At 72.2% G+C, this 22747-nt stretch carries 18 protein-coding genes and 1 tRNA gene; 2 read left to right on the forward strand and 17 right to left on the reverse strand.

Annotated features, from left to right (window positions below):
• Positions 1 to 222: 222 nt before the first annotated feature.
• From GSY65_RS12215 to GSY65_RS33255, 7 genes are all read right to left on the reverse strand, one after another.
• Positions 223 to 295, reverse strand: a tRNA-Ala gene (locus GSY65_RS12215).
• A gap of 131 nt (positions 296 to 426) precedes the next feature.
• Entirely contained in the window at positions 427 to 1095 is a 669-nt protein-coding gene (locus tag GSY65_RS12220; protein ID WP_159767356.1) for a histidine phosphatase family protein, read from the reverse strand.
• The gene (gene rsfS, locus GSY65_RS12225; RefSeq protein WP_159767357.1) at positions 1092 to 1538 is read right to left on the reverse strand and encodes a ribosome silencing factor; all 447 of its coding nucleotides are present in this window, start codon (positions 1536 to 1538) and stop codon (positions 1092 to 1094) included. The genes GSY65_RS12220 and rsfS overlap by 4 nt, the downstream gene beginning before the upstream one ends.
• A gap of 163 nt (positions 1539 to 1701) precedes the next feature.
• Positions 1702 to 3585: an LCP family protein gene (locus GSY65_RS12230; RefSeq protein ID WP_159767358.1), complete on the reverse strand. Its 1884-nt coding sequence runs from the start codon at positions 3583 to 3585 to the stop codon at positions 1702 to 1704.
• A gap of 16 nt (positions 3586 to 3601) precedes the next feature.
• Positions 3602 to 4372, reverse strand: coding sequence for a nicotinate-nucleotide adenylyltransferase (gene nadD, locus GSY65_RS12235; protein ID WP_201452515.1), 771 nt, complete (start codon positions 4370 to 4372; stop codon positions 3602 to 3604).
• A 59-nt stretch (positions 4373 to 4431) separates the two neighbouring features.
• The gene (locus GSY65_RS33250) at positions 4432 to 4599 is read right to left on the reverse strand and encodes a hypothetical protein (RefSeq protein WP_201452516.1); all 168 of its coding nucleotides are present in this window, start codon (positions 4597 to 4599) and stop codon (positions 4432 to 4434) included.
• 123 nt (positions 4600 to 4722) lie between these two features.
• Positions 4723 to 4893, reverse strand: coding sequence for a hypothetical protein (locus GSY65_RS33255; protein WP_201452517.1), 171 nt, complete (start codon positions 4891 to 4893; stop codon positions 4723 to 4725).
• Positions 4894 to 4991: 98 nt separating this feature from the next.
• Here GSY65_RS33255 and GSY65_RS12240 point away from each other — a divergent pair, with 98 nt between their 5' ends.
• Positions 4992 to 6134 carry a M48 family metallopeptidase gene (locus tag GSY65_RS12240; protein WP_159767359.1) on the forward strand — a complete coding sequence of 381 codons (1143 nt, stop codon included), beginning with the start codon at positions 4992 to 4994 and terminating at the stop codon, positions 6132 to 6134.
• Between the two features lie 146 nt (positions 6135 to 6280).
• Here the strand turns inward: GSY65_RS12240 and GSY65_RS12245 are convergent, their stop codons facing one another.
• The 5 genes from GSY65_RS12245 to proB all read right to left on the reverse strand — a co-directional run bounded on the left by GSY65_RS12245 (position 6281) and on the right by proB (position 11553).
• Positions 6281 to 7351, reverse strand: a complete 1071-nt coding sequence (locus GSY65_RS12245) for an SCO2583 family membrane protein (protein WP_159767360.1) — start codon at positions 7349 to 7351, stop codon at positions 6281 to 6283.
• 101 nt (positions 7352 to 7452) lie between these two features.
• On the reverse strand, positions 7453 to 8031 hold the full coding sequence (locus GSY65_RS12250; protein ID WP_159767361.1) for an SCO2584 family spore wall biosynthesis protein: 579 nt from the start codon (positions 8029 to 8031) through the stop codon (positions 7453 to 7455).
• A gap of 178 nt (positions 8032 to 8209) precedes the next feature.
• Complete coding sequence (locus GSY65_RS12255) at positions 8210 to 9496, reverse strand: glutamate-5-semialdehyde dehydrogenase (RefSeq protein WP_159767362.1); 1287 nt, start codon at positions 9494 to 9496, stop codon at positions 8210 to 8212.
• 249 nt (positions 9497 to 9745) lie between these two features.
• On the reverse strand, positions 9746 to 10210 hold the full coding sequence (locus GSY65_RS12260) for a hypothetical protein (protein ID WP_159775845.1): 465 nt from the start codon (positions 10208 to 10210) through the stop codon (positions 9746 to 9748).
• Between the two features lie 161 nt (positions 10211 to 10371).
• Complete coding sequence (proB, locus tag GSY65_RS12265) at positions 10372 to 11553, reverse strand: glutamate 5-kinase (protein WP_159767363.1); 1182 nt, start codon at positions 11551 to 11553, stop codon at positions 10372 to 10374.
• 372 nt (positions 11554 to 11925) lie between these two features.
• Between proB and GSY65_RS12270 the strand changes: the two genes are divergently transcribed.
• Positions 11926 to 14007, forward strand: coding sequence for a hypothetical protein (locus GSY65_RS12270; RefSeq protein WP_159767364.1), 2082 nt, complete (start codon positions 11926 to 11928; stop codon positions 14005 to 14007).
• Between the two features lie 408 nt (positions 14008 to 14415).
• Here the strand turns inward: GSY65_RS12270 and obgE are convergent, their stop codons facing one another.
• The 5 genes from obgE to GSY65_RS12295 all read right to left on the reverse strand — a co-directional run bounded on the left by obgE (position 14416) and on the right by GSY65_RS12295 (position 22692).
• Positions 14416 to 15852, reverse strand: a complete 1437-nt coding sequence (gene obgE, locus GSY65_RS12275) for a GTPase ObgE (protein WP_159767365.1) — start codon at positions 15850 to 15852, stop codon at positions 14416 to 14418.
• A 140-nt stretch (positions 15853 to 15992) separates the two neighbouring features.
• Complete coding sequence (rpmA, locus tag GSY65_RS12280) at positions 15993 to 16247, reverse strand: 50S ribosomal protein L27 (RefSeq protein ID WP_055515300.1); 255 nt, start codon at positions 16245 to 16247, stop codon at positions 15993 to 15995.
• A 14-nt stretch (positions 16248 to 16261) separates the two neighbouring features.
• Complete coding sequence (gene rplU / locus GSY65_RS12285) at positions 16262 to 16582, reverse strand: 50S ribosomal protein L21 (protein ID WP_003990208.1); 321 nt, start codon at positions 16580 to 16582, stop codon at positions 16262 to 16264.
• 203 nt (positions 16583 to 16785) lie between these two features.
• Complete coding sequence (locus GSY65_RS12290; RefSeq protein ID WP_159767366.1) at positions 16786 to 18132, reverse strand: phospholipase D-like domain-containing protein; 1347 nt, start codon at positions 18130 to 18132, stop codon at positions 16786 to 16788.
• A 300-nt stretch (positions 18133 to 18432) separates the two neighbouring features.
• A complete protein-coding gene (locus tag GSY65_RS12295) occupies positions 18433 to 22692 on the reverse strand; it encodes an Rne/Rng family ribonuclease (RefSeq protein WP_159767367.1) in 4260 nt (1419 codons plus the stop codon).
• Positions 22693 to 22747 lie beyond the last annotated feature (55 nt).

The raw sequence follows: 22747 nt of genomic DNA on the forward strand, positions 1-22747 counted from the left end.
GCTTCTCCCTCCCGTCGGGCCGCGCCCCCTTCCGGCCGTTTGATTCTGCCACGGCCGGACCAATACGGTCAGCGACGCCTTCGTACCAGTCCGGACACGCGGCGGGAAAGAAGGTCGTCCGCAGAGGTATACGCCCGTGGGGCGCCCCGCACTCAAGGAGGTCACGGATCTCACACGAAAAATCCCGTCCCCTGCCGGGAACGGGATCTTCTGTCCGATGTGTGGAGCTAAGGAGAATTGAACTCCTGACCTCCTGCATGCCATGCAGGCGCTCTACCAACTGAGCTATAGCCCCTTGCCCCATGCGGCCGAGGCCGTATGGTGTTTCGCCCCGCTCGGCGGGGCGAACAAGAAGAACTTTAGCCTGCGACCAGCCGGAAAGTGAAATCCGGGCCGCGGCCCCGCCACCGGGGCCCGCGCGGCCGCTCAGTCGTCGTCGCCGAGCACCGGCTCGGGGAGGGTGCCGGCGTTGTGCTCCAGCAGGCGCCAGCCGCGGGCGCCCTCGCCGAGGACGGACCAGCAGCAGTTGGACAGGCCGCCGAGGCTCTCCCAGTGCTGCGGCTCCAGGCCGAGGAGGCGCCCGATGGTGGTGCGGATGGTGCCGCCGTGGCTGGTGACCACGAGGGTGCCGTTCTCCGGGAGCTTGTCCGCGTGCCGGAGCACCACGGGGGCAGCGCGGTCGGCGACCTCGGTCTCCAGTTCGCCGCCGCCGCGGCGGACCGCTTCGCCGCGCTTCCACGCGCCGTACTCCTCGCCGTACCGGGCGATGATCTCGTCGTGCGTGAGGCCCTGCCAGACGCCCGCGTACGTCTCCCGCAGGCCCTCGTCGAGCGCGACCTCCAGGCCGGTGAGGGCGGCCAGCTCGGCGGCCGTCCGCGCGGCGCGCCGCAGGTCGGAGGCGACGATCGCGTCCGGCTTGAGGGAGGCGAGCAGCCGGGCGGCGCGGCGGGCCTGACCCACGCCGGTCTCGGTCAGCTCGACGTCGGTGGTGCCCTGGAAGCGGCGCTCCACGTTCCACGAGGTCTGGCCGTGCCGCCACAGGATGATCCGGCGCCCGCGGCCCCCACGGTCGGCCGGGCCGGCCCCCTGGGTCATCGCAGCTCCCCGCCCAGCTCGGCGGCCTCCTCGGCGGCCTGCAGCTTCGCGTGCTCCGCGGCCTTGCCCCTGGTGGCCTGGGCGTCAGCGGGCAGCTCCAGCTCGGGGCAGTCCTTCCAGAGCCGCTCCAGGGCGTAGAAGACGCGCTCCTCGCTGTGCTGGACGTGGACGACGATGTCGACGTAGTCCAGCAGCACCCAGCGGGCCTCGCGGTCGCCCTCTCGGCGGACCGGCTTGGCGCCGAGCTCCTTGTTCAGCCGCTCCTCGATCTCGTCGACGATCGACTTGACCTGGCGGTCGTTGGGCGCGGAGGCGAGCAGGAAGGCGTCCGTGATGGAGAGCACATCGCTGACGTCGTACGCGATGATGTCGTGCGCGAGCTTGTCGGCGGCCGCCTGCGCGGCGGTGCGGATGAGCTCGAGGGAGCGGTCGGTGGCGGTCACTACATGGCTTTCCGTAGGCGGTCAGGAACCCTCACGGGCTCCCACAAGGGTCTCACGGACCGCGGACACGGCCCCACGGGTTAAGCGATCAGGCCCCGGAGCGGCGCCCTCGTGGCGGCTCCGGGGCCTGATCGTGATCGCTGCCGATCCGCGGGGGTGACGGTCAGCCGGTGGTCCCGGTCGTGCCCGTCGTGCCGGTGGCACCGGTGGTGCCGGTCGTACCCGTCGTGCCGGTGGCACCGGTGGTGCCGGTCGTACCCGCAGTACCGGTGTCCGTGGTCCCCGTCGTACCCGTCGTACCCGTCGTGCCGCTCGTGCCCGTCGGGTCCGTCGTCTCGTAGTTCTGGCCGAGGACGACGGTGACGTCGGCGTTGGACGTGGTCTCGCCCTTCTTGACGGCGCTCGCGGGCAGGCCCAGGGTCTTGGCGACCTCGACGGCGTCCTGCTTGCGGGCCGCGTCGGAGTAGAGCACCCGGGAGGCGGCCTCGGCGGTGCCGGCGGTGCCGGCGTCGAGGAAGGTGTAGCCGCCGTTGAGCAGGACCACGCGCGCCTGTTCGGTGGCGTCCTTGTCGCCGGTGGCGTTGCGGATGCCGACCCGGACGGCGTCCCCGGCCTCGGGGCTCCTGGCGGTGCCGCCGAGCAGGTCCTTGACCACGCTGTCGGAGTCCTCGGCGCTGAGGGTGCCGTCCTGCTGGACGGGGAGCAGCTCGGTCGTGTAGTCGCCGCCCTTGGCGCGGTCGGCGAGCTTGGCGAGGAACGCGCCGAGGTCCTTCTCGCCGAGCGAGGGGTCGAGGATCTGGCCGAGGGTCTGCACGGTGACCGTGGCCGCCTGGGCGTCGGAGGACAGCTTGCGCAGCACGCCCTGCATGACCTGGCCGAACCGCTTGAGCTGGGCGTCCTGCGACTCGCCGGAGGCGCGGTAGGTGGCGTACGCGACGGCCATCTTGCCGCTGAGGGTCTGGTTCTCGCCCTTGGTGACGAGGGGCGCCTCGCCCTTCTTCTTCGCCTCCGGGTCCGGTACCGAGGCGTTGGTGTCGAGGTCGATGTTGCCGACGAGTTCGACGAGGTTGCTCAGGAAGGGGGTGTCCAGCCGCCAGGTGCCCTCGATGTCGGTGCCGAGGACGGTGTCGAGTTCCTCGCGGGTGCCGGCGGAGCCGTCGTCCTCGACGGACTTGGCAAGGGTGGTCGTGGTGCCGTCGTCGCCGGTCAGGGCGAGGGAGTTGGGCAGCAGGACGGTCGCGCCCCGCTTGGTGGTGGTGTTGTCGACGAGCAGCGCCGTGGAGGTGCCGCCCTTCTTGGTGTCGTGCAGGTGGACGGCGATCACGTCGCGCTTCTGGGCGCCGGCGGCGGTCGTCGTGCCGGTCTTCTGGTCGGAGGAGGAGCCGGGCAGCACGCCCGCGAACCACAGGTAGCCGACGCCGCCGACCGCGACCAGCGCCAGCACGACCACGAGGGCGATCATGCGGCTCTTGGCGCGCCGCTTGGCCTCCTCACGGCGCTCGGTGCGGTTCTCGGTGAAGTTCAGCCAGTCGATGACGTCCTCGGAGTCGCCGTCGGGCTGGTCGACGAAGGCGAACTGCTCGGTGCGGTACTCCGGGTCGCGGGCCTCCGCTCCGGCCTCGGGAGCGCCGTCCTCGGTGGTCTCCTGGGGGCCCGCCTGCTGCGGGATGTGGGCGGTCTGCTCGGCGAGGGCCGGGTGGCCGGTGACCGCGGTCTGCCCGTACGGGTCGTAGGGGTCGTACCCGGGTGCCGGTGTCTGCTGCCCCGGGTCGTAGCCGGTGCCGTAGCCCTGGGTGTGCTGCTGCTGGACCTGTCCGGTGGCGTACGGGTCGTACCCGTAGACCTGCCCGTACCCCTGTCCGTAGTCGCCGTGGCCCTGGGAGTAACCCTGGCCGTAGCCCTGCTGCTGCCCGTAGGGGTCGTACGTCTGCTGCTGAGGCACCTGCTGGGTGGGCGCCTGTCGGTACACCGGCTGTCCGAACTCGTCGTAGCCGACGAGTTCGTACGGCTGGTCGCCCCCGTGGCCAGCGTCGTATCGGTCGTTCACCGGTGCCCCTCTCGGCTCACTCGCCGCGGTACAGCTGCCGCTTGTCGATGTAGCGCACCACTCCGTCCGGCACCAGATACCAGACGGGGTCGCCCTTGGCGACCCTCGCACGGCAGTCGGTGGACGAGATGGCCAGCGCCGGAACCTCGACGAGCGTGACCCCGCCCGCGGGCAGGCCGGGGTCGGTCAACGTGTGGCCGGGACGGGTGACCCCGATGAAGTGCGCGAGGGAGAACAGCTCCTCGGCGTCGCGCCAGGTGAGGATCTGGCCGAGCGCGTCGGCGCCGGTGATGAAGAAGAGGTCCGTGTCCGGGTTGAGTTCGTGCAGCTCGCGCAGGGTGTCGATGGTGTACGTGGGGCCCTTGCGGTCGACGTCGATGCGGCTCACGGAGAACTGGGGGTTCTCGGCCGTCGCGATGACCGTCATCAGGTACCGGTCCTCGGCGGCCGACACCGTGCGGTGGGACTTCTGCCAGGGCTGGCCGGTCGGGACGAACACGACCTCGTCGAGACCGAACTGCGCGGCGACCTCCTGGGCCGCGACGAGGTGCCCGTGGTGGATCGGATCGAACGTTCCGCCCATGACGCCGAGTCGCCTGCGCCCCGGCTTCGGCTTCCCGTTCGGCTTCGCGTTCGACTCACCGTTGGGCTTCGCGTTCGGCTTCGTGTGCGACGGGGCGTTCCCCGGTGCCGTGCCGGTGCTGCCGGCCCGCTCGCCGGTGGTCTCGTGCGCCTGGTCGTTCGCCGTGTCGAGCTCCGGACCGGTAGGCAGTTCCTGCTCTCCCATGCGTCGAGACCCTACCGGCCCGGCGGACGCGCTCTGTTCGAATGGCCTTTTGCGCGGTTTCAGCGGTCGCGGTTGAAGCGCGTGGTGATCCACAGCAGCAGGAGCAGGGCGAAGAGGGCTCCGCCGCCGGTCAGGTAGGGGCTGAGGCTCTCGTGGTTGCCGCTGTGCTCCCCGCCGCCCTCGGCGGCGAAAGTGACCAAGTCGGCAGCGGTGCTGTGGAAGCTCATCGTCGGCAGGACCTATCCGTGTGGGATCGGGATAAAGACTCGGCCCATCGTAAGCGGGGGCCGTGCCGGCGATCACGCCGACTCCGCCCTGGGATGAACGGACGGCGCTCCGCCTCCGTACCCTCAGTCGTCCCGCTTGTATCCGCGCAGGAGGAACCAGGCCATCAGGACCGACCCCAGGACCATCACGATCAGCACCACACGCAGCAGGTTTCCCGCGCCCTGCTCCTTGGCGGCGGCGCCCGCGGCCTCGGTGAACCAGGGGGCCGCCGTGAGCTGGGGGAGATGCTCCATGAGATCGCTCCTTACGGTTGATGCCCTGCCACGGTAACTCCGCCTAGGCTGGTCTCCGCTTCGGGGGCGAAATGGGCAATCAAACGCATGGGGGATACATGCCGGACGACAGCCACGAGCAGAACGGGCACGAGAACGTGCCGAGCAGGCAGCGCAGGCGCTTCGAGGGGATCTCCTCGCGGGCGTACGAACACCCCGCGGACCGCTCGGCGCTGGTGGCGCTGCGCAAGCTCAGCGGCTTCGACACGGTGTTCAAGGCACTCAGCGGTCTGCTGCCCGAGCGCAGTCTCAGGCTGCTGTTCCTGTCCGACTCCGTACGGGTCTCGGACCAGCAGTTCGCGCACCTCAACGACATGCTGCGGGACGCCTGTTACATCCTGGACCTGGAGAAGGTCCCGCCGATGTACGTCAACCAGGACCCGCAGCCGAACGCGATGTGCATCGGCCTGGACGAGCCGATCATCGTCGTGACGACCGGGCTCGTCGAGCTGCTCGACGAGGAGGAGATGCGGGCCGTCATCGGCCACGAGGTGGGCCACGCCCTCTCCGGCCACTCGGTGTACCGCACGATCCTGCTGTTCCTGACGAGCCTCGCGGTGAAGGTCGCCTGGATCCCGCTCGGCAACCTCGCGATCATGGCGATCGTGACCGCGCTGCGGGAGTGGTTCCGCAAGTCGGAGCTGTCCGCCGACCGTGCCGGGCTCCTGGTCGGGCAGGATCTGCGGGCCTCGATGCGCGGTCTGATGAAGATCGCGGGCGGCAACCACCTGCACGAGATGAACGTCGACGCGTTCCTCGCGCAGGCCGAGGAGTACGAGGCCGGGGGCGACCTGCGCGACTCCGTGCTGAAGATCCTCAACGTGCTGCCCCGCTCGCACCCCTTCACCACCGTGCGCGCGGCCGAGTTGAAGAGGTGGGCGGAGTCCCGCGACTACCAGCGGATCATGGACGGCCACTACCCGCGCCGCAGCGAGGACAAGGACACCAGGGTGACCGACTCCATCCGTGAGTCGGCGGAGCACTACACGAACCACGTCAAGAGCTCCAAGGACCCGCTGATGAAGCTGGTCACCGACATCGCGGGCGGCGCGGGCGACCTCGGCGGCCGGGTGCGGCGCGGCTTCAGCGGCTTCGCGGGCGGCGCCGGCGCGGCGTCCGGCGGCACGGCGGCGGAGGGCTCGGCGGCGGGCGGCGGCACGAGCACGGACACCGCCGAGGACAGGCGGCCGGACGGCGAGTGACACGACGGGTGACCGGCGGACACCGCCGGTGCGCCGAGAGCGCCCGGCCCGGAGGTTCCCCCTCCGGGCCGGGCGCTCCGTCGTGGTCACCCCTGCGGTGTCGCGGTCAGCCGTGCGGCGTCACGGTCACCCGTGCGGTGTCGTGGTCACACCTTCGGCTGGGCGCTCTGGGCCAGGGAGCCGCACAGGGCGGTGGCGCCGCCGGTGGCGTACGGGTCGGTGCCGGCCGGGCCGCCGGCCTTGTCCCGCTGGCCGGCGAGCAGGGGCCGCAGATGGTTCGTGGCGTCGTCGGCGCAGGCCAGCGGCCCGGCCTGGACGTAGGAGACGACGACCTCGGCCTGGTGGGTGCGCAGGTCGTCCTGGTCGAAGCGGAAGTGCAACTCGCGCCGCAGGGTGAACAGGGACGCCACGGACCCTGCCCGGGGGCCCGCCGGGCGCAGCGCGTACACGAAGGTGTGCGCGGCGACGACCTCCAGCGTGCCAGAGTCGAACTCCGCCGCCTGGAGGGTGCCCTGGACGCGGATCCTGGTGTCGGCGAGCTGGGCCCGGGAGGGGTCGAAACGGACGAGCCAGCCGGTGGGCGCGTGGCGTCCGTCCGCGGTGGGGTGGTCGAAGCTCTGGTCGAACTGGTCGAGCTGGTCGGAGTCGAGCAGCCGTCGTACCGGCTGGACGGTGGTGCCGGCGAGCACCTGCGGGTCGAGGGCGGAGGCGACCAGGTACTCCTTGGCGACGGTCAGCGAGGTGACGACCTGGCTGTCGGAGAAGTGCTCGGTGCGGCGGGTGGCGGGCATCGTGATGCCGTCGGCGCCGGTGCGGAAGTGGGCGGCGGGACTGTTCTCGAACAGTCTCTCGGGGTCGTCGGAGCCGGGGACCGGTGCCTGGGGGGCCAGGGGGATGACCGTCATCCGCAGCGGTTCGGTGGGACCCGTGGCCCGGGGTTGGTACGGATGGCGGACGCCCATGTAGATGGCGGTACCGAAGGCGATGGCGATGAGCAGGACGAGGACCAGTGCCTGCCGGGAGAGACCGCGCCGCGCGGGCGCCCGGCGGCGGACGGCCGGGGCGTGGTCGGTGAGGCGTTCCTGGGCGGAGAACTCCTGGAGACGGGCAGCTTGGATGAACGATTCGTCGAACACGACGGATCGGTATTCGTCCTCACCTCCACCGCCGGGGGCGCCCTCGGGTGTCCCCTCGGGTGGGTCTCCGGGCCCGCCCATACCTTCAGGGTAGGTCCGCCGGAGCTCCGGTAAACGCCGAGCTGCGCCACAACTTCTGACAGGTTCTCACCAGGTTTTCGAACGTCTCGTCGAACCGCTTGTCAGGGTTGGCGCGGGACCGCCGGGACCGCGGGCTGGGAGTAGTCCGCGGAGGCCGAGGGGCCGGCCGAGGTGCCCTGTTCGACCCCGGTGGTGGCGGGGGGCGGGACCTCGTCGCCACGGCTGGAGGAGGCGCCCCGGTAGACGGCGGCGAAGGCCAGCGCGACCATTCCGACGCCCATGACCAGGGCGAGGAGCCAGGCGACGGGGCGGTGCCAGCGGGTCTGCCTGCCGTAGGGCCCGTCGGAGCCGAAGCGGCCCTCCAGGACCTCGGGGTCGTCGAGATCGTCGAGGTCGGGGTCGTGGCCGTAGTCCGGGCCCTCGGCGAAGCCGTCGTCGTAGTCGTCACCGCGGGGGCCTCTGGAGTGCGCCCGGCGGGCCTCGGCCTCCTGAGCCGCGGCACGGGCCTCCGCGGCCGCGAGCAGCCGCTCGACCGCGGTCGGCTCATGGACCACGGCCGCCCGTACGAAGTCCTCGTCGAAGACCACGGAGGCGAACTCTTCGTCCCTACCTCCGCGGTCGCGGTCGTCGTCGGGCTCCCAGCCGTCCGGGAACGGCGTGCCCCCCACGTCCTCCGGCACGCATCCAGAGTAGACCGGGGTGGTCAATTTGGGCAGACGGTAAGGAAATTCATCCGTTCTGCTCAGCGGGTCGCCGGTCGTCCCCCGGGAACCGGCCGGCGCCCCACGAGGCCCGTACGCCCCGCAGAGCGCCGAGCGCCCCGCAGAGCGTCGTACGCGCCGGGTTCTCGGCAGGTGGTCAGCGGCGTACGTGCCCGTCACCCGTGACGATGTACTTGGTGCTGGTCAGCTCGGGCAGCCCCATCGGGCCGCGGGCGTGCAGCTTCTGGGTGGAGATGCCGATCTCCGCGCCGAAGCCGAACTGGCCACCGTCGGTGAAGCGGGTGGAGGCGTTGACGGTGACGGTCGTGGAGTCGACCAGCTGGGTGAAGCGGCGGGCGGCCTGCTGGGAGGTCGTCACGATCGCCTCGGTGTGCCCGGAGCTCCACAGCCGGATGTGCTCCACGGCCCGGTCGAGCGAGTCGACGACGGCCGCGGCGATGTCGTACGAGAGGTACTCGGTCTCCCAGTCCTCCGTGGTGGCCTCGACGACCGTGGCGCGGGTGTCCTTGGCGTACGCGAGGACGCGCTCGTCGCCGTGGACGGTGACCCCGGCGTCGGCGAGGGCGTCCAGGGCGCGGGGCAGGAACTCGGGGGCGATGTCCTGGTGGACCAGGAGGGTCTCGGCGGCGTTGCAGACGCTGACCCGCTGGGCCTTGGAGTTGATCAGGATCTCGACCGCCATGTCGAGGTCGGCGTCCGCGTCCACGTAGACGTGGCAGTTGCCGGTGCCGGTCTCGATCACCGGGACGGTGGACTCCTCGACCACCGTGCGGATCAGGGAGGCGCCGCCGCGCGGGATGAGCACGTCGACCAGGCCGCGGGCGCGCATCAGCTCACGCACGGAGTCGCGGCTCTCGCCGGGGACGAGCTGGACGGCGTCGGCGGGCAGCCCGGCGCCGCCGACGGCGTCGCGCAGGACACGGACGAGGGCGGTGTTGGACTCGTAGGCGGAGGACGAGCCGCGCAGCAGGACCGCGTTGCCCGACTTCAGGCAGAGGGCGGCGGCGTCGACGGTGACGTTCGGGCGGGCCTCGTAGATGATGCCGACGACACCGAGCGGGACGCGGACCTGGCGCAGGTCGATGCCGTTCGGCAGGGTCGAGCCGCGGACGACCTCGCCGACCGGGTCGGGCAGCGCGGCGACGTCGCGCACGTCGGCGGCGATCGCACGGATCCGCTCCGGGGTGAGCGTCAGCCGGTCGATGATCGCCTCGCTGGTGCCGGCCTCGCGGGCCCGCTCGATGTCCTTGGCGTTGGCCTCGACGACCTCGTTCGTACGGACTTCCAGCGCGTCCGCGATGGCGAGCAGCGCGTCGTCCTTGTCGGCGCGCGGGAGCGGCGCGAGGTCGGCGGCGGCGGCCTTGGCACGGTAGGCGGCCCGGGTGACCGGGGACATGGAGTCGTACGGCGAGAGCGTGGTCATAGAGGAAGGGTAGTGCGCCGCGGAGGGCGGCCCCAGTCGCCGTCCCACCAGCCGAGACGGCCCCCGGACGGGCCCGCGCGCCGTGCCCCCGCACGCCTGATCGAAGCGGCCCGGACGGCACCTGCGGGGTCCCGCGCGCCGAAGACAGACCGAACGGGCCCGTCGACAGCGGGCCCGGCGGACGCCGACCGGGTCGGCGCGCCGGAAAGGCGCGCCCGAGGCGCGGTCGTCCTGGAAGGGGTCGTCGCCCTAGAAGGGGTGGACGCCGACGCGGGCGGCCGGCGGGAGGCCGCAGCCCTCGGCGATGCGCTGGTGGTAGGTCTGGCGGTCGATGACCTCCAGGCCGACGATCTCCCAGGGCGGCAGTCCGGCCGTGCGGCGGTGCTCGCCCCACAGACGCAGGGCGACGGCGGCCGCGTCGTGGAGGTCGCGGGCCTCCTCCCAGTAGCGGATCTCGGCGTGGTCGTTGGCGTAGCGGCTGGTCAGCAGGAAGGGGTGGTCGTGGGCGAGCTGTTCCAGGCCGCGCCGCACCTCCTTCAGCGGGGCCTCGGGCCCGGAGACGCTCAGCGTGACGTGCCACAGCCGGGGCAGGTCCTGCGGCTCCTCGGCGCCGCCCTCGTACGTGTCCGAGGAGGTGACGCTGGTGAGCGTCCGCTCCTCGCCTGCCGCACGGGAGGTACCACCACCACGGGACGCCGTGGCCCCGGGGCGCACTCGTCTCACGACGGCCTCCTTCGCAACGATGCGGGCTTCGCATGGGGTGGTGCGGAATGCCCCTGGGACAAAGTTGAGCAGGCTCGGGGGCTCCGTGGGGCGGTTTTACGGAACGCGCACCGGTGCGGGGCGTGCTGCGGCACCCTTCGCGGGGTGGCTGGTCAGGGGTGCAGGAGCACCAGGTCGTCCCTGTGTACGACCTCTCGTTCGTACGCGGGACCCAGCTCGCGCGCCAGTTCCCGGGTCGAGCGGCCGATCAGCTGGGGGATCTCCTTGGCGTCGAAGTTGACCAGCCCGCGGGCGACGGCCCGGCCCGCTCCGTCGCGCAGCTCCACCGGGTCCCCGGCGCTGAAGTCGCCGTCGACGCCCGCGATGCCGGCCGGCAACAGGGACTTGCGGCGCTCCACGACCGCGCGCACCGCCCCGTCGTCGAGGGTGAGCGCGCCCTGCGGGGTGGACGCGTGCTGGAGCCAGAGCAGCCGGTCGGCGGAGCGTTTGCCGGTGGGGTGGAAGTAGGTGCCGGTGTCCCGGCCGGCGAGGGCGTCCGCGGCGTGGATGGCGCTGGTGAGGACCACGGGGATGCCCGCGCCGGTGGCGATCCCGGCCGCCTCGACCTTGGTGACCATGCCGCCGGTGCCGACGCCGGCCTTGCCCGCGCTGCCGATCTCCACGTGCGCGAGGTCCTCGGGGCCCCGTACCTCCGCTATCCGCGAGGTGCCGGGCCTGCTGGGGTCGCCGTCGTACACGCCGTCGACGTCCGAGAGCAGGACCAGCAGGTCGGCGCGGACGAGGTGGGCGACGAGGGCGGCGAGGCGGTCGTTGTCACCGAAGCGGATCTCGTCCGTGGCAACCGTGTCGTTCTCGTTGACGACGGGCAGCGCGCCCATCGCGAGGAGCTTGTCGAGGGTGCGGGAGGCGTTGCGGTGGTGGGCGCGGCGGCTCATGTCGTCGGAGGTGAGGAGCACCTGGCCGACGCGGATGCCGTAGCGGGCGCAGGAGGCCGTGTAACGGGCCACCAGGAGCCCCTGGCCGACGCTGGCGGCGGCCTGCTGCCGGGCGAGGTCCTTGGGGCGGCGGCGCAGGCCCAGCGGGGCGAGCCCGGCGGCGATGGCACCGGACGAGACGAGGACGATCTCCTTCTCTCCGCCGCCCGCCCGTCGCCCACCGCCACCGTCGGCCGAGGCCGTTCGGGCCGTCCCTTGGGCACGTACCTTGGCCAGGACGTCCACCAGGGCGTCCACCCGGTCGGCGTCGAGACCCCCCGAGGCCGTCGTCAGCGACGAGGAGCCCACCTTGACGACGATCCGGTGCGCTTCCGCCACTCCCTGCCTTGCCGCTGACACCTGTATCCCCAATGTTCCGAACCAGCCCGGTGTGTGCAGTGCGCAATCTACGGGAGCCGCCGGGCCGGACGCGTGCTCATTTCGAGGGGCGGACGGCACCGGTCCGCCCTGCCCGGCGCGGAGGCCCGGAGGGGGCCGCGGCGTGAGAAACACCTCGGAACACCAGGCGTTATGTCCGATTACTGGTGACTGATCTCACGGGAGATTGCTCCTCGACCGCCCTAGGTCATACGGTCAGGATCGGCCTTCCTCATCTCGCGCGGCATTCCCGGGTCGGAAGGCGCCCGGGGGGTGCGCGCACCGCGGCGGGCCACCCCCACTACTCTCATTCCCCCCCTCCCGTCCGTCGCATCCTCCGCAGGAGCCCCGCCCGTGCCCTCCGCAGGCCTCGTACCCCGCCGCATCGTGCAGCTGTCAGCGCTGTGCGCGATGTTCGCGCTCTTCACGGTCCAGATCGTCTCCGCGCTGCTGCCGAACATCGCCCTGTTCGTCGCCGCCGGCGCGGCGGGCCTCCTTCTGGACACGTATCTGCAGTACCGGGACCCCGGGCTCCTCGCGCTGCTGGGCAAGGTCCGCTTCGACGCGCTGGTGCGCCAGCTGCTGCGCGACATGCTGGTTCTGGTGGGCCTGCTGCGGATCGACGGGATCGACCCGCTGCGCGAGCAGGCGCCGCTGCTGGTCGGCCTGTGCCTCTTCTACGCGGTGCACTTCGCCTGCCAGGGCGTCTCCGTGCTGGTCCGCCGCAGCCGGACGCTGCCGATCGTCACGCGCAACATCGACGCCTCCGAGCTGCACCTGACGGCCGCCCCGCCGCGCATCCTGGCCCGCCGCCAGGCCCACCGGCTGCTGACGTTCTCGCTGCCGATCACCGCCGGAATGCTGACCACGGCGGCCACGAAGGACGCCGTCTGGGGCGGTCTCGGCCTCGGCTTCGGCCTGACCCTCCTCGTCGGGGGCACGGCGTACCTGGCGACCTGGCTGCTGCCCGGGAAGCGGGCGAGGAACGAGCAGCAGGTCATGGAGTGGCTGGACAGCTGGCTGGAGCGCTACCAGCCGACCGTCGCCATGTACTTCTCCGGCGGCACCACCTCGGCGTACCAGGCGAACATGTGGCTCTCCACGCTGTCCCGGCTGGACAAGCCGCTGATCGTGCTGCGCGAGCGCTTCATGGTGCAGAAGATCGACGCGACCGACGTCCCGATCATCTGCTTCCCGAAGGTCTCGACGATGTTCTCCCTGGAGAGCTCGACCCTGAAGATGATGCTGCACCCGGCCAACGCCGCGAAGACCTCCCAGGTGCTGCGCATCCCCACCATCAAGCACGCCTTCATCAACCACGGCGAGAGCGACAAGCTGTCCTCCTGCAACCCGTACGCGAAGGCGTACGACGAGGTGTGGGTCGCCGGTCCCGCCGCGCGCGAGCGGTACGCGCTCGCCGAGGTCGGTGTCGAGGACAAGGACATCGTCGAGGTGGGCCGCCCGCAGCTGGCGCCGATCCGCCCGTACGCGGGCCCGCCGACCGGCACGTACACGACCGTGCTCTACGCGCCCACCTGGGAGGGCTGGGACGGCAACCCCGGCAACACCTCGGTGGTCCTGGCCGGTGAGAACATCGTCCGGGCGCTGCTCGCCGACGACAAGGTGCGGCTGCTGTACAAGCCGCACCCGATGACCGGCTCGGTCGACCCGCGCGCGGGCGCCGCGAACGAGCGCATCATGGCGATGATCCGCGAGGCCAACACGAGGCGATCGGGGGCCCGGCCGGGCGCCGAGGCCGCCGCGGAGCTGGTGCGCCGCACGGCGGAGCTGGACAGGCTGACGTCGACGTCGTTCCGGTCCAGCGCGGACGAGATGGAGCGGATGCTGCTGCAGGGCGCGCCGAGCGGTGACCGTGAGGCGGCCATCGCCGAGGCCACGCTGGCCTGGGAGAAGGCGTACTGGGCCTCGTTCCCCGAGTGGGAGCACCTCGTCATCACCGAGGCCCGGCCGGCCATCTTCGCCTGCTTCAACGCGTCCGACCTGCTGATCAGCGATGTCTCGTCGGTGGTGTCGGACTGGCTGTCCAGCGAGAAGCCGTACGCAGTGGGCAACACCTCCGGGCTGCCGGAGGCGGCGTTCCGCGCGGCGTTCCCGACCGTGTCGGCGGGTGTCGTGATCACGCCGGACGCGCGTGAGGTGCCGGGGCTGCTGGACGCGGTGCGCAACCCGGAGAAGGACCCCTTCACCAAGGCCCGCGCCGATCTGAAGGAACAGCTGCTCGGCCCGTCGGACCCGCCGTCCCTCGTCCGGTTCGGCGCGGCCGTCCGGACGCTGTGCGCCAAGGCGGACGACCGCCGGGTCCGCATGGAGTCCCGCCTCGCCAACGAGATCCCCGCCCCCCGCGAGTCGCGGGACGAGATGGCGGCCGAGGGGGAGCCCAGCGAGACGGCCGAGGACGCGGAGGCGCTCCGCTAGGTTCAGCCGAAGCGGTGCAGCCGAAGGGCCCCGGTGGCGATGTGCCGCCGGGGCCCTTCGCCGTCGCTGGGGGCTTTGGCTCGTGTGTCGGCTGGGGCGGGGTCGGTGCGCCCAAGAACTCGGGAGGGGCGGTCGTGATGAGGCTGCGGGTGCGTTGTGGTTTGTCGCCCGGTTCCCCGCGCCCCTGGTGGGGGCGGCCCCGGCTGCGTAGCGGTGCCGTGAGGACAGTTCTCCCCGTCACGTGCCCGCATGCCGCCACAGCCGCGCAGTCCCCCACGCCGCCGCAGCTCCCTCGCTCACCCCGCTCACGCGACGGCGCCTCGCCGGTGCCGGGTGGCTGCGGCTGGTCGGCGGTGCCGGGCGCCCTGAAGGCAAAGGGCCCGCGCCCCGGGGCCGCGCCCGGTCCCTTTAGAAGGGCTCGAAGTCGTCGTACGCCTGGTCGAGTTCGTCGCGTTCGGCCTGGCGGTCGCGGCGGCGCTGGACGGCCGGGCGGGGCGCCTCGAAGCGGTGGTCCTCGCCGCGGCGGCCGAGCATCTCCGCGCCGGCCGTCACGGTCGGCTCCCAGTCGAAGACGACCGCGTTGTCCTCGGGGCCGATGGCGACGCCGTCGCCGGAGCGGGCGCCCGCCTTCATCAGCTCCTCCTCGACGCCGAGGCGGTTCAGACGGTCGGCGAGGTAGCCCACCGCCTCGTCGTTGTTGAAGTCGGTCTGCCGTACCCAGCGCTCCGGCTTCTCGCCCCGCACCCGGAAGAGGCCGTCCTCCTCGCGGGTGACGGTGAAGCCCGCGTCGTCGACCGCCTTCGGGCGGATGACGATCCGGGTCGCCTCCTCCTTCGGCTTGGCGGCCCGCGCCTTGCCGACGAGGTCCGCGAGCGCGAAGGACAGCTCCCTCAGGCCGGTGTGGGCGACCGCGGACACCTCGAAGACGCGGTAGCCGCGGGCCTCCAGGTCCGGCCGCACCATCTCGGCGAGGTCCTTGCCGTCGGGCACGTCGATCTTGTTGAGGACGACGATGCGCGGCCGGTCGTCGAGCCCGCCGTACTCCTTCAGCTCCTCCTCGATGATGTCGAGGTCGGAGACGGGGTCGCGGTCGGACTCCAGGGTCGCCGTGTCCAGGACGTGGACGAGGACGCTGCAGCGCTCCACGTGCCGGAGGAACTCGAGGCCGAGGCCCTTGCCCTGGCTGGCGCCGGGGATCAGGCCCGGCACGTCGGCGATGGTGTAGACCGTCGAGCCGGCCGTGACCACGCCCAGGTTGGGGACGAGGGTCGTGAACGGATAGTCCGCGATCTTCGGCTTGGCGGCGCTCAGCACCGAGATCAGCGAGGACTTGCCGGCGCTCGGGTACCCGACCAGCGCCACGTCGGCGACGGTCTTCAGCTCCAGGACGATGTCGCGCAGGTCCCCCGGCTCACCGAGCAGCGCGAAGCCGGGCGCCTTGCGGCGGGCGGAGGCGAGGGCCGCGTTGCCGAGGCCGCCCCGGCCGCCCTGAGCGGCGACGAAGGAGGTGCCGTGGCCGACGAGGTCGGCGAGGACGTTGCCCTGCCCGTCGAGCACCACCGTGCCGTCCGGCACGGACAGGACGAGGTCCTGGCCGTCCTTGCCGGAACGGTTGCCGCCCTCGCCCGGCTTGCCGTTGGTGGCCTTGCGGTGCGGGGAGTGGTGGTACTCGAGCAGCGTGGTGACGGACTGGTCCACGGTGAGGATCACATCGCCGCCGCGACCGCCGTTGCCCCCGTCGGGGCCGCCCAGCGGCTTGAACTTCTCACGGTGGACGGAGGCACAGCCGTGGCCTCCGTTACCCGCGGCGACGTGCAGCTCGACGCGGTCCACGAAGGTGGTCATGGTGGGTGCCTCCAGTTACGCGCAATGCGTGGTGTACGGAATTGTCTCAGCAGTAACACGTCAAAGGCGGACCCGCTTCCCGTACGGGAAGTGAGGTCCGCCTCGACGAGATCGCTCTACGGAAGCCCTGGTCGGAAGACTCAGGCGACCGGAACGATGTTCACGACCTTGCGGCCACGGCTGGTGCCGAACTGCACCGCACCCGCGTTCAGCGCGAACAGCGTGTCGTCGCCACCGCGGCCGACGCCCGCACCGGGGTGGAAGTGGGTGCCACGCTGGCGGACCAGGATCTCACCCGCGCTCACGACCTGACCGCCGAAGCGCTTCACGCCGAGCCGCTGGGCGTTCGAGTCGCGACCGTTCCGGGTGGACGATGCGCCCTTCTTGTGTGCCATGTCTCCTCAGTCCCTTACTTCGCAGCCGTGGGGATCTCAGTGACCTTGATCGCCGTGTACTGCTGGCGGTGGCCCTGACGACGGCGGTAGCCGGTCTTGTTCTTGTAGCGCAGAATGTCGATCTTCTGCCCCTTGTGGTGGTCCACGACCTCGGCCTGGACCTTGATGCCGGCCAGCACCCACGGGTCGCTGGTCACAGCGTCGCCGTCGACAACGAGCAGGGTCGAGAGCTCGACCGTGTCGCCCACCTTGGCAGTGGAAATCTTGTCAACCTCAACGATGTCGCCGACAGCAACCTTGTGCTGGCGACCACCGCTGCGCACGATGGCGTACACGCGGATCTCACTCTCTCGCTCGGGAACGGCACCCCCGCAGTCCAGCCACCCGACATGCGTGCGGCCTCTCCCGAGGCGCCCGGCGCCCGGAAGGATGAGGTTTACGGGGATGTGGCGCGTCTGCTTACGGACACGCCGACGGCCAAGGTTACGGGGCGACGCTCGAACGGGTCAAACCGAGCCCCGCCCGGCGGCCACGGGCCTCACCCGGCCGCCTTCTCACCGTCCGCGGGCAGCGGCTTCACACCCTTGCAGAGGTCCGTACCGTCGGATCTGCCCGGGTAGGCGACCTTGATCACCTGGTTGAAGTGGGCCTTGTACATGTCGTGCACCGCGTCGTCGTCGACCTTGACGATCGACTCGTCGTTCTCGCGCAGCGCGGGCCCGGTGTAGTTTCCGGAGCCGGTGAAGCTGATCTTGTTGCGCACCCCGTCGTACATGCCGTCCACGAGGATGTACTTGGAGTGGATGATGTACGGCGTGGTGAGCTTCTGCCCCGGGTTCAGCGGGTCCCGGTCGTCGTTGTAGCAGCGCACGGTCGGCCCGCCGGAGGTGTGCATCTTCTCCCAGGTGCCCGGCGTGCCGCCCGAGCTCTTGGCGCTGTCCGACTCGGCGTACACGATGCTCACGTCGCAGCCGGCCTTCTTCAGCGCGACCAGCTTCTCCGCGATCGCCATCCGCGTGATCTTGAAGATCGCCACCCGCACCCAGGTCCTCCGGGTGACTCCCCCGGTGTCCTTGTAGGAGCACTGCACGTTGTTGAGCACCGAGTGGACACTGTCGGTGGCCCGGGTGTTGCCCGCGCGAGGGAAGAAGTACGCCTTGTAGAGGCCGTTGCTGACGGTCCGGTAGTCCCAGGACGCCCAGTCCCGGGCCACCATCGTGTCGAAGTAGTCCGCGTAGGCGTCGTACATCGTCGGGTTGTCGGGCAGCAGCAGCGCGTCGTTGAAGAACTTGGTGTGCGCGGAGGGCGTCGAGTTCGAGGTCGTCTGCACGACGACGTTCGTGGCGCCCTCGACAGCCGAGAACAGCCAGAACTTGTTGTGCATGATCGACTGCCCGTACTTCGGGTCGCCGAGACAGGACTTGTCGACCGGGCAGGTCGCGATGTACGAGCCCTTCGTGCGGTCGGTGCCGAGCGCGGCGACGAGGCTGCCGTACGCGGTGTTGGCGGGGCGGTCGCTGACACTGGACTCGTCCAGCAGGACCTGGACGTTGACGCCCCGGTCCTTGGCGGCGACGAGCGCGTTGACGACGGACGCCTCCCACACGTGGTAGACGGCGACCTTGATGGTGGAGCCGGGCAGCGCGGCGGCCGTCAGGTCGATCAGGCGCGTGCGGATCGCGAGTTGCTCGCTCGCCTCGCCCAACGGGTCGTTGAACACCGGCCCTTCGGTCCAGGTGGGGGCGGCCTGCGCGGTCTGGGCGGACACCGCCGTGTGCACCCCGGCCGCCGACAGGACGGTGGCCAGCGCCAGCGCCTTGCGCGCGGCCCCGGCCGGCCCCCCGGGGCGGTGCCGCCCCGTGCTCGTCAGGCGCACACGCGTCATGCGATCCCCTCCCCGTTCCCCGCCCACGGCCCCGGGTGCTCGCCCCCGCAGGCGGACCGTGCGTCGAGGTAGTGCGTCAACGCTCTTGCTCGTACGACTACGTGAGTTTTGCAGGCGTCTGCGGGTGATCCAAGAGGCAGAGGGTGTTTACGCGCCAAAAGTGCTACCCAAACCATCCCAAACATCCCCGTGTTGTGTGAGCTTTCTCGCCGCTGCCGGGCAACGCGAAGGCCCCCGCCCGGCAGTTGTTCCGCCGGACGGGGGCCTCGGTGGGGCGGGCCGTGGCCCGCCCCGTGGGGCTCAGCTCTCGTCGGTCGAAGCGGTGACCGTGTTCGACGCCTGCTCGGCGGCGACCGTGGTCTTCTTCGAGGCCGACTTCTTCGTCGCCGCCTTCTTGGCCGTGGCCTTCTTCGCGACCGTCTTCTTGGCCGCCGTCTTCTTCGTGGCGGCCTTCTTCGCCGTCGCCTTCTTGGCCGTCTTCCGCGCCGCCGCCTTCTTGGCGGGCGCCTCGGACTCCTCCGCGACCCCGCCGGCGTCCTCGGCCGGAGCCTGCGCGGTCTCCTGCACCGTCTCCTCGGTCGCGACGGACGGCACGACCACGACCGCGGCCTCCTCCGGCGCGGTGGGCGCCGTCGCCTTGCGCACGGCACGCCGCCTCGGGCGGGACGGAGCCGCGCTCTCGGCCGCGGCCGCCTCGGGCTGCTCCGCCGCCGCTTCCACGACCGGCTCGGCCACGTCCTCGACGACCGGCTCCGCGACGGACTCGGCGACCGTCACCACGGCGTCGTCCACGTCGGCCCCGGCGGGGGCACCCGCCGGGGCGGACACCTTCCGGGTCGCCCGGCGGCGCGTACGGGCCTTGGGCGCGGCCTCCTCGGCGGTCACCGCGTCCGGCGTCCCGACGACCGGGTCCTCCACCGCGACCGGCTCGGCCTCGGCGGCCTCACGCGACGTGGGAGCCGGCTCCGCCCCGTCCACGGACGGGGCCACCGCCACGGTCTCGCGGCGCTTCGGCGCGCCCGAGGGCGCGGAGGCCCGACGGGTCACCCGGCGCCGCGAACGACCACGCGTGACCGCGGCCTCCGCCTCGGCGACACTGCTGTACAGCTCCTCGTCCGGCTCGAACTCGGGCGAGGGCAGCGCCACGGGCTCGGCGACCTCGGCGGCCACCTCCGCGGCCTCGGCCTCGGCCGGCTCCACCGCTTCGGCGGCCTCCGGCTCGACGGCCTCGGGCGCGGCCACGTGCTCGTGGTCGTGCTCCGCGCCGCCACGCCCGCGCTTGCGGCGCTTGCCACCGCCACCGGCGGCCGTCGGCTGGTCCATGTGGACGATCACGCCACGCCCGTTGCAGTGGACGCAGGTCTCGGAGAAGGACTCCAGCAGACCCTGTCCGACCCGCTTGCGGGTCATCTGCACCAGGCCCAGCGAGGTGACCTCGGCGACCTGGTGCTTCGTGCGGTCCCGGCCCAGGCACTCCAGCAGGCGCCGCAGCACCAGATCCCGGTTGGACTCCAGCACCATGTCGATGAAGTCGATGACGACGATGCCGCCGAGGTCGCGCAGCCGCAGCTGACGCACGATCTCCTCGGCCGCCTCCAGGTTGTTCCTGGTGACCGTCTCCTCCAGGTTGCCGCCCTGGCCGGTGAACTTGCCGGTGTTGACGTCGATCACGACCATGGCCTCGGTCTTGTCGATCACCAGCGACCCACCGCTGGGCAGCCACACCTTGCGGTCCAGCGCCTTCATCAGCTGCTCGTCGATGCGGTACGTGGCGAAGACGTCGACCTCGGAGGTCCACTTCTGCAGCCGGTCCGCGAGGTCGGGCGCGACGTGGGAGACATATCCGTGGATGGTCTCCCAGGCGTCATCGCCGCTGACGATGACCTTGGAGAAGTCCTCGTTGAAGATGTCGCGCACGACCCGGACGGTCATGTCCGGCTCGCCGTACAGCAGCGTCGGGGCGTTGCCGCTCTTGGCCTTCTTCTGGATGTCCTCCCACTGCGCCTGGAGCCGTTCGACGTCACGGCGCAGCTCGTCCTCGCTCGCGCCCTCGGCGGCGGTGCGCACGATGACGCCCGCGTCCTCGGGGACGATCTTCTTGAGGATGGTCTTCAGCCGGGCCCGCTCGGTGTCGGGCAGCTTGCGGCTGATGCCGGTCATCGACCCCTCGGGGACGTACACCAGGTAGCGGCCGGGCAGCGAGACCTGGCTGGTCAGGCGGGCGCCCTTGTGTCCGATCGGGTCCTTGGTGACCTGGACCAGCACGGACTGCCCGGACTTCAGCGCGCTCTCGATGCGCCGCGGACCGTTGGCGAGGCCCAGCGCCTCGAAGTTGACCTCACCGGCGTACAGGACGGCGTTGCGGCCCTTGCCGATGTCGATGAAGGCGGCCTCCATCGACGGCAGCACGTTCTGCACCTTGCCGAGGTAGACGTTGCCGACGTACGAGGTCGCCTGCTCCTTGTTGACGTAGTGCTCGACGAGCACATTGTCTTCCAGGACGCCGATCTGGGTGCGCTCGCCGCTCTGGCGGACGACCATCACCCGCTCGACGGCCTCGCGGCGGGCGAGGAACTCGGCCTCCGTGATGATCGGCACGCGACGGCGACCCTGCTCACGGCCTTCCCGGCGGCGCTGCTTCTTCGCCTCCAGACGGGTCGAGCCCTTGATGGACTGCACCTCGTCCGACGGCTCGGTCTCCTTGGCGCGCCGCTCGCGCGGCTCGCGGACCTTGACGACGGTGCGCTCGGGGTCGTCCGACGCGGCGTCGGCCTCGCCGGAGGAGTCCCCGGCGCGACGGCGGCGGCGACGGCGACGACGGCTGCTGCTGGAGCCGGAGGCCTCGTCGCGCTCGTCGGAGTCGCCCTCGTCCTCGGCGTCCTCGTCGACCTGCTCGGCGGTGTCCTCGCCGTCCTGTCCGGCCTGCTCGGCGGCGAGCTCGTCGCCCTCGCCCTCGGCCGACTCGCCCCGGCGGCGACGACGGCCGCCACGGCGGCGGCGACGACGCGACCCGGTGCTCTCCTCCTCGCCGAACTCGTCGTCGGCACCGTCCTCGGACGCCCCCTCGGGCTCCTCGGACTCGTCCGTCTCCTCGGCCTCGTCGGCCCCGGCCGACTCGGGGGTCTCCTCGGCCGTCACGGGCTCCGCCTCGGCGGGCTCGCCGCGGCGGCGGCGCCGACGCCGCGACCCGCCGGTGGTCTCCTCCTCGGCGGGCGCGCCGGACCCGGTGGGCTCTTCGCTCTCGGCGACCTCCGCCTCCGCCTCGGCCGCGGCCTGGGCGGCGGCCCGCTCGGGCGTCTGGAACATCGGCTCGGTGAACACCGGCGCCTGGAACACGGCCACGGCGGGCCGGGCGGGCCGCGCGGGCGCTTCCTCGGCCCCGGACGCCTTCGGCTCGGAGAACCCGACGGCCGCCTTGCGCGCGACCCGGCGCCGGGCGCGCCGCGTCCCGCCGTCCTCGCTCTCGGCGGACGCCGTGGCGGCCGGGGCGGAGGGGGCCTGGGCGGGCGCGGGCTCGGCGACGGCCTGGACGGTGGCGGCCGGCGTCTCGGCGGCGGGGGTCTCGGCCGAGGGGGTGCCGGTGGAGGTCTCGCTCTCCGGGGCACCCGTGGGGGCGGTCACCCGGCGCGTGGCACGGCGGCGCGTGCGGCGCGGCGCGGCCTCCTCGGCCGCCGCGGCGTCCTGGACGGGCTCGGGGACGGCCTCGTCCGCGACCGCGACGGGCGCGGTGTCCACGGGGGCCGCGGTCTCCACGGCTCGCGGGTTCCCTGCGGGAGCCGTCACGACCTCGGCGGCCTGCGGCTCACCGGCGGGCGCGGAGGCGCGACGCGTGGCACGCCGGCGCGTACGCCCGGCGGGCGCGGCCTCGGCGACCTCGGCGGCGGGCTCGGCCGCCTGGGTGTCGGGGGCGGTCTCGGGGGCGGCCGAGGCGGCGCTGTCGGCGACCACGGTCTCGGCGGCCTGCGGCGCACCGACGGGTGCCGACGCGCGGCGCGTGGCCCGGCGACGCGGCCGGGCGGCGGGCGCGGCCTCCTCGGCGGCGGCGGGCACCTCGACGGGGGCGGACGCCTCGACGGAGGCGGTGCTCTCCTCGGCGGCGGCCGGCACGACGGTCTCGGCGATCTCGGCGGCCTCGGCACCCTTGGGCGCACCGGCGGGCGCGGAGGCACGGCGCGTGGCACGCCGGCGCGTACGCCCGGCGGGCGCGGCGTCGGCAACCGGCTCGGCGGCCTTGTCTGCCTCACCCTCAGCGGTGGCCTCGGCCTCGGAAGCCTCCTCGGCCTCGTCGGTCACGGCAGCCACATCGCTCTCGGCGGCGACGGCGTCCTCCTCCGTCACAGCGGACTCACCGGACTCAGCGGTCTCGATGGTCGCGAGGTCCTCGGGCTCCGCGGCCGACACGGTCGGCTCGACGGTCTCGGCGGACGCGTCGTTCGCCGCGGAGGGGGGTCCCGCCGGGCGGGACGCGGCACGGCGGCGACGGCGCGGCGGCAGGGTGTCGCTGGGCGTGTTGCGGTCGGAGCCCTGCGTGGGCTCCCCGTTCTCGATCTGTTCGGGCATGCGGGCGTTTCTCCCGTCAGGCTCCCGGGCGCCGCACCCGGGTCCGGCGTGGCCG

This window comes from Streptomyces sp. HM190, assembly GCF_009857135.1.
In the GTDB taxonomy this organism is placed as follows: Bacteria; Actinomycetota; Actinomycetes; order Streptomycetales; family Streptomycetaceae; genus Streptomyces; species Streptomyces heilongjiangensis.